At 67.9% G+C, this 12,531-nt stretch carries 13 protein-coding genes; 12 read left to right on the forward strand and 1 reads right to left on the reverse strand.

The features are described from left to right. Nucleotides 1-53: 53 nt before the first annotated feature. From mutL to AC1DEL_RS16035, 3 genes are read left to right on the forward strand one after another with little or no spacing between them, the layout of a single operon-like run. On the forward strand, nt 54-2,012 hold the full coding sequence (mutL, locus tag AC1DEL_RS16025) for a DNA mismatch repair endonuclease MutL (RefSeq protein ID WP_454757329.1): 1,959 nt from the start codon (nt 54-56) through the stop codon (nt 2,010-2,012). A gap of 10 nt (nt 2,013-2,022) precedes the next feature. Then, nucleotides 2,023-2,997, forward strand: a complete 975-nt coding sequence (gene miaA / locus AC1DEL_RS16030) for a tRNA (adenosine(37)-N6)-dimethylallyltransferase MiaA (RefSeq protein WP_477125977.1) — start codon at nt 2,023-2,025, stop codon at nt 2,995-2,997. Nucleotides 2,998-3,039: 42 nt separating this feature from the next. After that, nucleotides 3,040-3,537, forward strand: coding sequence for a GNAT family N-acetyltransferase (locus AC1DEL_RS16035; RefSeq protein ID WP_441592292.1), 498 nt, complete (start codon nt 3,040-3,042; stop codon nt 3,535-3,537). 93 nt (nt 3,538-3,630) lie between these two features. Here the strand turns inward: AC1DEL_RS16035 and purM are convergent, their stop codons facing one another. Further along, nucleotides 3,631-4,683: a phosphoribosylformylglycinamidine cyclo-ligase gene (gene purM, locus AC1DEL_RS16040; protein WP_477159119.1), complete on the reverse strand. Its 1,053-nt coding sequence runs from the start codon at nt 4,681-4,683 to the stop codon at nt 3,631-3,633. Between the two features lie 184 nt (nt 4,684-4,867). Here purM and AC1DEL_RS16045 point away from each other — a divergent pair, with 184 nt between their 5' ends. From AC1DEL_RS16045 to AC1DEL_RS16085, 9 genes are all read left to right on the forward strand, one after another. Further along, on the forward strand, nt 4,868-5,938 hold the full coding sequence (locus tag AC1DEL_RS16045) for an AI-2E family transporter (RefSeq protein ID WP_092298960.1): 1,071 nt from the start codon (nt 4,868-4,870) through the stop codon (nt 5,936-5,938). A gap of 51 nt (nt 5,939-5,989) precedes the next feature. Then, nucleotides 5,990-6,697 carry a DnaA regulatory inactivator Hda gene (gene hda / locus AC1DEL_RS16050; RefSeq protein WP_092298957.1) on the forward strand — a complete coding sequence of 236 codons (708 nt, stop codon included), beginning with the start codon at nt 5,990-5,992 and terminating at the stop codon, nt 6,695-6,697. Nucleotides 6,698-6,802: 105 nt separating this feature from the next. After that, nucleotides 6,803-7,477: a histidinol-phosphatase gene (locus AC1DEL_RS16055; RefSeq protein ID WP_092298953.1), complete on the forward strand. Its 675-nt coding sequence runs from the start codon at nt 6,803-6,805 to the stop codon at nt 7,475-7,477. Between the two features lies 1 nt (nt 7,478). After that, nucleotides 7,479-9,056, forward strand: a complete 1,578-nt coding sequence (gene pcnB / locus AC1DEL_RS16060) for a polynucleotide adenylyltransferase PcnB (RefSeq protein WP_441592287.1) — start codon at nt 7,479-7,481, stop codon at nt 9,054-9,056. 1 nt (nt 9,057) lies between these two features. Next, nucleotides 9,058-9,576 (forward strand): 2-amino-4-hydroxy-6-hydroxymethyldihydropteridine diphosphokinase, encoded by a 519-nt coding sequence (gene folK, locus AC1DEL_RS16065; RefSeq protein WP_092298947.1) that lies wholly within the window; start codon nt 9,058-9,060, stop codon nt 9,574-9,576. Between the two features lie 32 nt (nt 9,577-9,608). Then, nucleotides 9,609-10,250 (forward strand): deoxynucleoside kinase, encoded by a 642-nt coding sequence (locus AC1DEL_RS16070; protein ID WP_092298944.1) that lies wholly within the window; start codon nt 9,609-9,611, stop codon nt 10,248-10,250. Between the two features lie 52 nt (nt 10,251-10,302). Then, entirely contained in the window at nt 10,303-11,124 is an 822-nt protein-coding gene (gene panB, locus AC1DEL_RS16075; protein ID WP_092298941.1) for a 3-methyl-2-oxobutanoate hydroxymethyltransferase, read from the forward strand. A 10-nt stretch (nt 11,125-11,134) separates the two neighbouring features. Further along, nucleotides 11,135-11,833 (forward strand): ABC transporter permease, encoded by a 699-nt coding sequence (locus AC1DEL_RS16080; RefSeq protein WP_092298938.1) that lies wholly within the window; start codon nt 11,135-11,137, stop codon nt 11,831-11,833. Beyond that, on the forward strand, nt 11,830-12,507 hold the full coding sequence (locus AC1DEL_RS16085) for an energy-coupling factor ABC transporter ATP-binding protein (RefSeq protein WP_092298936.1): 678 nt from the start codon (nt 11,830-11,832) through the stop codon (nt 12,505-12,507). Before AC1DEL_RS16080 ends, AC1DEL_RS16085 begins: the two co-directional genes overlap by 4 nt. Nucleotides 12,508-12,531: the final 24 nt, after the last annotated feature.

Below are 12,531 nucleotides of genomic sequence, written 5' to 3' on the forward strand. Positions count from 1 at the left end.
CCGGGCGGCCCAAGTGTGCCGAAAAGGTGTCCGGCCGCACGTATAATCGCCGCATGCCTGCCGACGCCCTCCGCACCACCCAGCCCAGCCGCCCCATCCGCGCCCTGCCGGACCAGTTGATCAGCCAGATCGCCGCCGGCGAGGTGGTGGAACGGCCCGCCTCGGTGGTCAAGGAACTGCTCGAAAATGCACTCGATGCCGGCGCCACGCAGCTGGCCATCCGGCTCGAGGAAGGCGGCGTGCGGCGCATGGTCATCACGGACAACGGCTGCGGCATTCCCGCCGACGAACTGCCCGTCGCGCTGACGCGCCACGCCACCAGCAAGATCGCCTCGCTCGACGAACTGGAGTCGGTGCTCACGCTGGGCTTCCGGGGCGAGGCGCTCGCGTCCATCGCCTCGGTCTCGCACCTCGTGCTGACCAGCCGCACCGCCGATGCCGCCCATGCCACCCAGGTCAGCGCCGACACCGGCCATCTCCAGCCCGCCTCGGGCGGGGTCGGCACGATGGTCGATGTGCAGCACCTGTACTTCAACACGCCAGCGCGCCGAAAGTTCCTTAAAACGGAACAAACCGAGCTGGGACACTGCCTGGAGATGATCCGGCGGGCGGCGCTGGCGCGGCCCGATGTCACAATTTCGGTCCATCACAACGGCAAGCCGCTCGAGCACTGGAACGGCGGCGACGTGGCCACGCGCACCGCGCAGGTGCTCGGCACCGACTTCGCACGCGCCCGGCTGGCGCTGGACGAGGAAGCCGGCACGCTGCACCTCTATGGCTTCGCGGGGCTGCCCACGGCGTCCCGGGGGCGGCCGGACCAGCAGTACTTCTTCGTCAACGGCCGTTTTGTGCGCGACAAGCTGCTCAACCACGCCGTGCGTAGCGCCTATCAGGACGTCCTGCATGGCGACCGCTTCCCGTCGTACGTGCTGTGCCTGGACCTGCCGCCGGAAATGGTCGATGTGAACGTGCATCCGTCGAAGATCGAGGTGCGCTTCCGCGAATCCCGCGCCGTGCACCAGTTCGTCTACCACGCCGTGCAGCGCTGCCTGGCGCGGCAGGCCGGCGAACAGGGCGACAGCCTGCATACCGATGCAGCGGATGGCGCCATGATGCCGAACGCAAGCCCGATCGGGGGCAGCGGCATGGCCGGCGGCGTACCCGGCGCGGCGCCGCAGTGGGTTAACTACTCCGCAGGCCGCCAGACCGAACTCGGCATCGCTCAGCCGCGTCAGGCCTATCTCGGCATGGTGCGCGAGGCCACTGGCGATGGCGCCGGCCGCGCCTGGCAGCCGTCCGCGCAGCCGCCCGCCTGGCTGGCCGATGCCCAGGCCGCCCGGGCCGACGAACCGCCCAGCCTGCTCGACCGCCTGCCGATGGGCACCTCCTCGCCCTTCGTCCAGCACGATACGGACGGCGCAGAGGCCGATCACCCGCTCGGCTACGCGGTGGCCCAGCTCCACGGCATCTACGTGCTGGCGCAGAACGCGCGCGGGCTGGTGCTGGTGGACATGCATGCAGCGCACGAACGCATCCTGTACGAGCAGATCAAGACGGCACTCGAAGCGCGTGAACTAGCCGTACAGCCGCTGCTGATCCCGGTCACGCTGCCGGCCAGCCCGGTCGAGATCGGCGCGGCCGAGGAACATCAGGAAACGCTGACCCTGCTCGGTTTCGACATCGCCCCGGTCTCCCCGACCACGCTGGCCGTGCGTGCCATTCCCGCACTGCTCAAGCAGGCCGATGCCGAGGCGCTCGCGCGCGACGTGCTGCGCGACCTCCAGTCCTATGGCGGCTCGCGCGTGCTGGCCGAGCGCCAGAACGAGCTGCTCGCCACGCTGGCCTGCCACAGCGCCGTGCGCGCCAATCGCAAGCTCACGCTGGAAGAGATGAACGCGCTGCTGCGCCAGATGGAGCAGACCGAGCGCGCCGACCAATGCAACCACGGCCGCCCCACCTGGGTGCAGCTCACCGTGGCCGAGCTGGACCGGCTGTTCCTGCGTGGCCAGTAACAGTTTGTCGATGTCTGCGCTGTCTTCCGCTCCGCTGTCTTCCGCCCTGGCGCCGGTCGTCTGCCTGCTCGGCCCCACCGCCTCCGGCAAGACCGCCGCCGCGCTGGCGCTGGCCGCGCACACGCCGGTGGAGATCATCAGCCTCGACTCCGCGCTGGTCTATCGCGAGATGGACATCGGCACCGCCAAACCCACGCGCGACGAACTGGCCAGCGTGCCGCACCATCTGATCGACATCATCGATCCAGTCGACAGCTACTCCGCCGCGCAGTTCGTGACCGATGCCGAGCGGCTGATCGCCGAGATCCGCGCGCGCGGCCGGGCGCCGCTGATCGTGGGCGGGACCATGCTCTATTACAAGGCGCTGACGCAGGGCCTGAACGACCTGCCGCAGGCCGACGCCACGCTGCGCGCCGAACTCGACGCCCGGGCGGCCGAACGCGGCTGGCCGGCGCTGCACGCGATGCTGGCCGAGGTAGACCCGGTGACCGCCGCCCGGCTGGCGCCCAACGATGCGCAGCGCATCCAGCGCGCGCTGGAGATTTTCCGACTAAGCGGACAGCCGATGTCCGCGCTGCTGGCCCGCCAGGCTGATGCCCGCACCTTCACCGGCGCGGCCGATGCGCGCTACCGCGTGATTGCGCTGGAGCCGTCGGATCGCGCGGTGTTGCACACGCGGATTTCGGAAAGATTCGATGCGATGCTGGCCGGCGGCCTGATCGACGAGGTGCAACGGCTGCGCGCGCGCGGAGACCTGCATCTCGGCCTGCCGTCGATGCGCTGCGTCGGCTACCGGCAGGTGTGGGAGTTCCTCGACGGCGCCTGCGATGCCTCGACCATGCGCGAACGCGGCATCGCCGCCACGCGCCAGCTCTGCAAGCGCCAGCTCACCTGGCTGCGCAGCACGCCCGAGCGCGTCAGCGTGGACTGCCTCGCCCCGGACTACGTGGCCCAGGTGGCCCGGCTGGCTGGGATGTTGGGGTAGCATTCCCGCACGCTCCCGCATTCGCCGCTTACTACCGTTCCCATGACCGCCTTCGCCATTCGCCCTGCCGAGCCCGCAGACAGCACCACGCTATTTCGCCTGATCGCCGCGCTGGCCGAGTATGAAAAGCTCACCCATCTCGTCGAAGCCACGCCGGAAAAAATCCAGACCGCGCTGTTCGGCGACCGCCCACATGCCGAGGCGGTGCTGGTGGAGGTGGAGACGGCAGCCGGCAGGCAGGCAGTTGGCTTCGCGCTGTTCTTTCACAATTTCTCGACCTTTCTGGCCAAGCCGGGGCTGTACCTCGAAGACCTGTTCGTGGAGCCCGCGTGGCGCGGCCACGGACTGGGCAAGGCGCTGCTGCGCCATCTGGCCGGCATCGCCGTGGCGCGCGGCTGCGGGCGCTTCGAATGGTCGGTGCTGGACTGGAACCAGCCGTCGATCGATTTCTATCAGGCGATGGGCGCCAACGTGATGCCGGACTGGCGCATCTGCCGCGTGACCGGGGATGCGCTGACCAAGCTCGGCGGCCAGCCCTGAGGCCCTGCGCCCCTGCATCGAGCAAGCCCAAAAACAAAAACGCCCGATGTTGCCATCGGGCGTTTTGCCATCCTGCGAGGGATTGGACCGCGCTCAGACCACCACGGTCTGAGCCTGGCCTTCCTCGCGTTCGCGGATTTCGCCGATCTGCCACACGGCTTCGCCAGCCGCCTGGAGGTGACGGATCGCGCGTTCGGCGTCTTCCTTCGCCACGATCACGACCATGCCGATGCCGCAGTTGAACACGCGGTGCATTTCCGCATCGGCCACGCGGCCTTGCTCCTGGAGCCACTGGAACAGCGGCGGCAGCGTCCAGGCATCCTTCTGGATCACGGCGGTGACGTTGTCGGCCAGCACGCGCGGCACGTTCTCGGTCAGGCCGCCGCCGGTGATGTGGGCCATGCCCTTGACCGGCAGCGTCTCGATCAGCGAGAGCAGCGGCTTCACGTAGATGCGCGTCGGCGCCATGATGGCGTCCTGCAGGCGCTGGCCGTGGAAGTCGGCGTTCAGGTCCGGCTTGGCCACGTCGATGATCTTGCGCACCAGCGAGTAACCGTTCGAATGCGCGCCCGACGAAGCCAGGCCCAGCACCACGTCGCCCGGGATAATCGTGCTGCCATCGATGATCTTGCGCTTTTCCACCGCGCCCACCGCGAAGCCGGCCAGGTCGTACTCGCCGTCCGGGTACATGCTCGGCATTTCGGCGGTCTCGCCGCCGATCAGCGCGCAGCCGGCCAGTTCGCAGCCATGAGCGATGCCCTGGATCACGGTAGCGGCCGTGTCCACGTCCAGCTTGCCGCAGGCGAAGTAGTCGAGGAAGAACAGCGGCTCGGCGCCCTGCACCAGGATGTCGTTGACGCTCATCGCCACCAGATCCTGGCCCACGGTGTCATGGCGGTTCAGCTGGAAGGCCAGCTTGAGCTTGGTGCCCACGCCGTCCGTGCCGGACACCAGCACCGGCTCCTGGAACTTCTTCGAGAGTTCGAACAGCGCGCCGAATCCGCCGATGCCGGCCATCAYGCCTTCACGCATGGTGCGCTTGGCGAACGGCTTGATGCGGTCTACCAGCGCGTCGCCGGCGTCGATGTCAACACCGGCATCGCGGTAGGAAAGGCCTGCCTGGCCGGCGTTCTGGGATGCGCTCATGAGATCCTGCTTGTCTTTGACGAGGTAAAGTGTGGATTACGGCGCCCGGCGCCACGGAGGGCGGGCGCGAGTCCGTTAGAATCGCGATTTTAACGGATACAGGCTCCCGGCTACCAGTTTCGCGGCGACACCCGGTCACCAGACCGGCCAAAGTGCCCCGCCCGGCGGTTTCCGGACCCTTTCGATGAACGCTCCCCTGCTCTCGCCAGACTCCAAACGTATCCTGATCTGGATCGTCGTGGCCGCCGGCCTGTTCGCCGCCATCGTGGCGCTGGCGCCGGTGCTCACGCCCTTCCTGTTCGCGTTCATTTTTGCGTACATTCTCACGCCGGGCGTGGACTGGCTGCAGCGCCGCCGCGTGCCGCGCTTTATCGGCGTGACGCTGATGATCGGCCTGCTGACCATTATCGTGGTGCTGCTGGTGCTGCTGCTGATCGCCGTGCTCCAGCGCGAGATCCCGCAGATCCGCGAGCAGGTGCCGCTGCTGTTGCAAAAGCTCAACAATGTGGTGTCGCCCCGCCTGGCAGAACTGGGGGTGCGCGTGCGCTTTGACTTCCCCGGCCTGCGCAACATGCTCCAGGACCGCTTCGCGGCGAGCCCGGAAGACCTGTTCCAGGTGCTGCTGAATTATGCGAAGGTGTCCGGCTCGGCCCTGATCAGCGTGTTCGGGATGCTGTTCATCATCCCCATCGTCATGTATTACCTGATGATGGACTGGCATATGGTCATGCGGCGTATCGAGCGGCTGGTGCCGCGCCGCTGGGTCCCGAAGGTGCGCGAGCTGTCGAATGAGACCGATGCGCTGCTTTCCCAGTACCTGCGCGGCCAGATCCTGGTTATGGTGATCCTTGCTGCACTTTATTCGATCGGGCTGACCATCGCCGGGTTCGAGGTGGGCGTTCCGGTGGGCGTGTTCACCGGGCTGGCCGTGTTCATCCCGTACATCGGTTTCGGGCTGGGGCTAGCGCTGGCGATCCTGGCTGCGCTGCTGCAATTCGGCAATTTGTACGGGCTGGGCGCCGTGGCCGTGGTATACGGCATCGGGCAGTTCGTGGAAAGCTTCTACCTGACGCCGCGCCTGGTGGGCGAGCGCATCGGGCTGCACCCGCTGGTGGTGATCTTCGCGCTGCTGGCATTCGGCCAGTTGTTTGGCTTCTTCGGCGTGCTGCTGGCCCTGCCGACCTGTGCGGTGCTGCTGGTCGGCGCGCGGCAGATCCGGCGCGTTTACATGGCTAGCGATCTGTATCGCAACTGATTGAAGCCCACAGAAACTGATGGAACCGAGGTAGGAAGTTACGAAAACGTCATGTCATCGCGTCATAAGCAGCTTTCGCTCGAGCTCGGCAGTCCGCCGCCGTCCACGTTCGAGAACTTTTTCGTGGCTTCGAACCGGGAGCCGGTGCAGCGCCTGCGCGAGCTGCCGGCCGCCATCGCCCAGGAACACGCCAACGACCGGCTGATCTACCTGTGGGGCGAGGTCGGCTCGGGGCGCACCCACCTGCTGCACGCAGTGTGCGACGCGGCGCTCCATACCGGCCTGAACTGCCGCTACCTGAGCCCGCACCACGCGCTCGCCGACTTCAATTTCGACCCGTCCTGCCGGCTTTACACCGTCGATGATGTGGAATTGCTCGACGAAGCGCGACAGATCGCCGTGTTTTCGCTGTATAACGAGGTGCGCGCCCACGTGCGCACCGCGCTGGTGGTGGCGGGCGGCCTGGCGCCGCGTGCCATGCCGGTACGTGAAGACCTGCGCACCCGGCTCGGCTGGGGGCTGGTCTACCAGGTGGCCTCGCTGTCCGATGACGACAAGATGGCCGCCCTGCTGCAGGCCGCGCGCGAGCGTGGCTTGCAGTTATCGCCCGAAATCCCCCACTGGCTGGTCACGCGGCATTACCGCGACATGCCCAGCCTGATGGCCCTGCTGGACGCGCTGGACACGTATTCGCTCGAGCGCAAGCGCGCGGTCACCCTGCCGCTGCTGCGCGAGATGTTTGCGGAATTCCGCGAATAAATCGCGAATCCGCGCCGAAGCTGGCACGAAATCCGCTCCCAAAATGGTCCTGGCGCGCCAAGCCGCGCCAACCGCCATGTGTACCTTAATGTAAAATCGCCGCCCATGAATCTGGCACTGTTTGACCTCGACCACACCCTGATCCCCACCGACAGCGACCACGAATGGGGCCGCTTCCTGGTCCGCATGGGCGTTGTCGACGAGGAATCCTATCGTCGCAAGAACGACGAGTTCTATGGGCAATACAAGGCGGGCACCCTGGATATCCAGGCGTTCCTGCGCTTCGCGCTGGCCCCGCTGGCTGCCAATCCGCGTGACCGGCTGGACGCCTGGCGCCAGCGCTTCATGCGCGAGGTGATCGACCCGGTCATCACCCCGCAGGCCAAGGCGCTGGTCTACAAGCACCTGGAGGCGGGCGACCTGTGCGCCGTGGTGACGGCTACCAACAGCTTCGTCACCGCGCCGATCGCCCAGGCCTTCGGCATCAAGCACCTGATCGCCACCGAGCCGGCCACGTCCGACGGCAAGCCGGAAAGCGCCTTCACGGGCGAGGTCTTCGGCGTGCCGAGCTTCCGCGAGGGCAAGATCGCCCGCGTGGAGCAGTGGCTCAAGGGCCTCGGCACCCAGTGGGAAGACTTCGGCACCACGACGTTCTATAGCGATTCCGCCAACGACCTGCCGCTGCTGGAAAAGGTCAGCGAGCCGATCGCCGCCAATCCCGACGACCGCCTGCGCAACCATGCGGCCGCGGCCGGCTGGCGCATCATGGACCTGTTCTGACGTGATCAAGAAGCTCATCAACCGGCTGCTCGGCAAGCCTGGCCCCAAGCTGCGCCGCACCGGGCGCGCCCATACGCAGCGCATCGTCAACGTGGACGAACACCAGATCGACCCCACGCTGCTCTCGCGCAACGCGGTCAAGGTCACCGCCACGCTCCAGCAGGCCGGTTTCCAGGCCTTCATCGTCGGCGGCGCCGTGCGCGACGTGCTGCTCGGCATCAAGCCGAAGGACTTCGACGTGGCGACCAACGCCACGCCCGAAGAGGTGCAGGCACTGTTCCGCCGCTCGCGCATCATCGGCCGGCGCTTCCAGATCGTGCACGTGACCTTCTACGGCGGCCGCGAGCAGGAAATCATCGAGGTCTCGACGTTCCGCGCGCTGGTGGACGCCATTGCCAGCGAGACGCTGCCCGAGGGCCGTCGCCTGAAGCGCGCCGAGCTGGACAGCAAGACGCACGCGATCGACGCCAGCGGCCGCGTGCTGCGCGACAACGTTTGGGGCTCCCAGGCCGAGGACGCCGAGCGCCGCGACTTCACGATCAACGCGATGTACTACGACCCGGCCGCGCAGACCGTGCATGACTACCATCACGGCATGGAAGACATCCGCGCGCGCACGCTGCGGATGATCGGCGACCCGGTCACGCGCTACCGCGAAGACCCGGTGCGCATGCTGCGCGTGGTGCGCTTCGCGGCCAAGACAGGTTTTTCGATCGACGAAGCGACGCGCGAGCCCATCGCCGAACTGGCCCCGCTGATCCACAACGTGCCGAGCGCGCGCCTGTTCGACGAAATGCTGAAGCTGCTGATGTCCGGGCACGCCTGGGCCTCGCTGCAGGAGCTGCGCAAGGCCGGCCTGCACAAGGGCCTGCTGCCGCTGCTGGACGTGGCGCTGGAGCAGCCGATGGGCCAGCGCTTCGTGCAGCTGGCGCTCGACAACACCGACCGCCGCGTGCAGGCCGGCAAGCCGGTGTCGCCCGGTTTCCTGTTCGCCGCGCTGCTGTGGCACCACGTGCTGCAACGCTGGAACAAGCTGCGCGACGAGGGCGAGCACGCGATTGCCGCGCTCAACACGGCCATGGACATGGTGCTGGAGAAGCAGACCGGCCAACTGGCCATCCAGCGTCGTTTTGTCACCGACATGCGCGACATCTGGGGCATGCAGCCGCGCTTCGAGAAGCGCGTGGGCCGCATGCCGTTCCGCCTGTTGGAATCGCCGCGCTTCCGTGCCGGCTATGACTTCCTGCAACTGCGCTGCGAATCGGGCGAACAGCCGGCTGAAATCGGCCAATGGTGGACCGACTTCCAGAACGCGCCGCCCGATACGCGCGAAGACATGATCGAGGCCACCCGCCAGAAGCGCGGCAAGGGTGGCTCGGGCGCCGCCGGTGGCCAGGGCGGCCAGGGTGCCGACGAGGGCGAAGGCTTCGCGGGCGTCGATGGCGAGGGCCCGGCGCGCAAGAAGCGTCGTCGGCGCGGTCCGCGGAAATCGGATAAAGTTTCTTCCCGGGGCGACACGGACGCGGCGGAGGGGGGTCAAGCCGCATCGGAGTCCGGCCGCGCCCAGCCGGAGGAATAACATGACACTTGCCTTTATCGGCATCGGCGCCAATCTCGGCGATGCCCGCCAGGCACTGAAGGACGCCATCGTGTGCCTGGCCCAGCAGGTCGGCATCACGGTATTGGCCAAGTCCTCGTTCTACCGCACCGCACCCGTCGACGCCAGCGGCGACGACTACTTCAACGCCGTGGTGAAGGTGGAGACGTCCTTCACCGCGCCGCAGCTGTTGCGCATCTGCCACCACATCGAGGACCAGTTCGGCCGCGAGCGCCCGTTTCACAACGCGCCGCGCACGCTGGACCTCGACCTGCTGCTGTTCGGCGCCGACCGGATCGACTCCGAGGCGATGACCGTGCCGCATCCACGCATCACCGAGCGCGCCTTCGTGCTGGTGCCGCTGGTGGAGCTGGACGGCGAACTGGTCATCCCGGGCCGTGGCCGCGCGGCGGACTTCCTGCCCGGCGTGCGCGACCAGCGCATCGAGAAGTTTTCCTCATGCAAATGCCCCCGCCTGCAGGAAGGCGGCACGCAGGCGTGATCCACGCCTGATCCATCGGCACCCCACGAGCCATGCTCGACCATCTGCGCCGCATCGTCGTCGAAGGGCCCGTCGGCTCCGGCAAGACCTCGCTGGCGCAGCGCCTGGCCCGCACGCTCCAGGCCGGCGAACTACCTGACGGCGCACGCCAGAACCCCTTCCTCGAACGCTTCTACCGCGAACCGCAGCGCTATGCCCTGCCGATGCAACTGCACTGCCTGGACCAGCGCGCCACCCAGATCCAGCAATGGCAGGCCGCGCTGCTGGCCGGCCAGCGCGTGATCGGCAATTTCCTCTACGCACGTGACCGCCTCTATGCGGCGCTGACCCTCGAAGCCGACGAACTCGCGCTCTACGACGCGCTCGCCGCCCGGCTCCAGGTGCCGGCCCAGCGCGTGGACCTGGTCATCATGCTCCAGGCCACGCCGTCGCTGCTGCGCGAGCGGATTGCGCGGCGCGGCCTGCCTGGCGAGTCCGGCATCGACGAGACCTACCTCCAGCGGCTGACCGACGCCTACGGCGAACTGTTCCACCGCTACGACGAGGCGCCGGTCCTGATCGTGGACACCGCGCGCTTCAATCCGGTGGACAACGACGGCGATTTCCGTACACTACTGTCGCGCATCGAGAACATGCGGGGCCGCAAGGCCTTCCTGAATCTCGCGGCCCCCTGACCGCCCTGCCCGCCTCAGGCCCAGGCAGCCACACACCCCCACGGGCACTGCCATGAGTTACCTCCTCGACCCCTCCCGCAAGACCGTCACCATTCCCAAGCTCCAGGCCATGCGTGCCGCGGACGACAAGATCGTCATGCTGACTGCCTACGACTCGAGCTTCGCCGCACTGCTCGATTTCTGCGGCGTGGAAGTCATCCTCGTCGGCGATTCGCTCGGCAACGTAATGCAGGGCCAGCAGACCACGCTGCCCGTCACGCTGCCGCACATGGTCTATCACACCGAATGCGTGGCGCGCGGCAACCAGACCGCGCTGCTGGTTTCGGACCTGCCGTTCGGCACCTACGGCACGCCCACGCAGGCCTTCGAGAGCGCCGCCGCGCTGATGCGCGCGGGCGCGCAGATGGTGAAGCTGGAAGGCGGCGACTGGCTCGCTCCCACCGTGAAGTTCCTGGTCGAGCGCAGCATTCCGGTGTGCGCCCACATCGGCCTGACCCCGCAGTCGGTGCACGCGCTGGGCGGCTTCAAGGTGCAGGGCAAGACCGATGCCGGCGCCGCGCAGCTCAAGCGTGACGCGCTGGCGCTGCAGGCCGCCGGTGCGCAGCTGATCGTCATGGAAGCCGTGCCGGCCGCGCTGGCTGGCGAGGTCACGGCACAGCTGACGATTCCGACCATCGGCATCGGCGCCGGCGTGGACTGTTCCGGCCAGGTGCTGGTGCTGCAGGACATGCTCAATATCTATCCGGGCCGCAAGGCCAAGTTCGTGCGCAACTTCATGGACGGCCAGACCTCGATCGAGGCCGCCGTGCGCGCCTATGTCGCCGCCGTGAAGGACGGGAGCTTCCCGGCCGTCGAGCACACGTTCTCCGCCTGAGCGCGCCCACGTGGAGATCGGCACGGCCACGCTGGACGCTTTCCGCCTGCTGGGCAGCGGGGACGGCGCGCTATGGTTCATCGTCTGGACCTCGCTGATGGTGGCGGTGCTCGGCCTGGCGCTGGCTACCGTGCCGGCCATCGGCGCCGCCTACCTGATCGCCACCCATGCCTTTCCCGGCCGGCGCGTGGTGGTGGTGCTGGCGCAGGCCTTCCTGTCGTTCCCGACGGTGCTGGTTGGCCTGGTGCTCTACCTGCTGTTCACGCGGCAGGGGCCGCTGGGTAGTTTCTCCCTGCTGTTCACCCCATCCGGCATGGTCTTCGGGCAGGCCGTGATCGGCTTTCCCGTGGTGCTGGCGTTCTCGCTCGCGGCCATGCAGGCGGCGGATCCGCGCCTGCGCGAGACCGCCTGGGTGCTCGGCGCCGGCCGCTGGCGCACCTTCTTCACCGTGCTGCGCGAACTGCGTTTCGGCCTGATGGCGGCCGTGGTGGCCGGCTTCGGGCGCGTGATTGCCGAGGTGGGCTCSGCGCTGATGATCGGCGGCAATATCGAAGGCTCCACGCGCACCATCACCACGGCCATCGCGCTGGAGACCAGCAAGGGCGAGTTCGCGCAGGGCATCGCGCTCGGCATCGTGCTGGTGGCGCTGGCGCTGGCCGTCAACATCATGCTCGCCTGGCTGCAAGGCGCGGGAGGGTTCCGGCGATGACCAGCGCACTGCTGACGGTGCGGGGACTGGCGCGGCGCGTCGGCGCTCGCCAGTTGTTCGACATCCCCGAACTGGTATTCCCGCGCGCCGCCGCCGTGGCGCTGACCGGCGTGAACGGCGCGGGCAAGTCCACGCTGCTGCGGATGATGGCCGGGCTGGAGCCGGCACCGGGCGCGACCGTGGCGTGGCAAGACGAAGGCGGCAAGCACCGCGAGGCGCCGCTGACGCCGCTCCCGCCCGCGCTGCGCCAGCGCGTGGCCTATATGCACCAGCATCCCTACCTGTTCCGCACCTCGGTACGCGACAACATCGCCTATGGCCTGCGGGCGCGGGGCGTGGCGCACGACGAGATCGAGCGACGCGTGGGCGCGGCGCTGGGCTGGGCCGGCATCGTCCATGTGCAGGACACCGCGCCGGAGAAGCTGTCCGGCGGCGAAGTCCAGCGTGTGGCGCTGGCGCGAGCCAAGGTGCTGGAGCCGGAATTGCTGCTGCTCGACGAACCGACCTCCAACCTCGACGGCCACGCGCGCGAGCAGGTGATTGCGCTGATCGGGGAACTGGCGGCGGAAGGCCGCTCCGTGGTGATGGTCTGCCACGACCGGGAACTGATCAACCTGCCCGGGGTGGTCAGATGGAAACTGGGGGACGGCCGGCTCGATACGCGGCATCGGTAGGCGGCTGGCGCCTACGCTTCCTAT

The organism is Cupriavidus sp. 10L43_2, assembly GCF_056395265.1.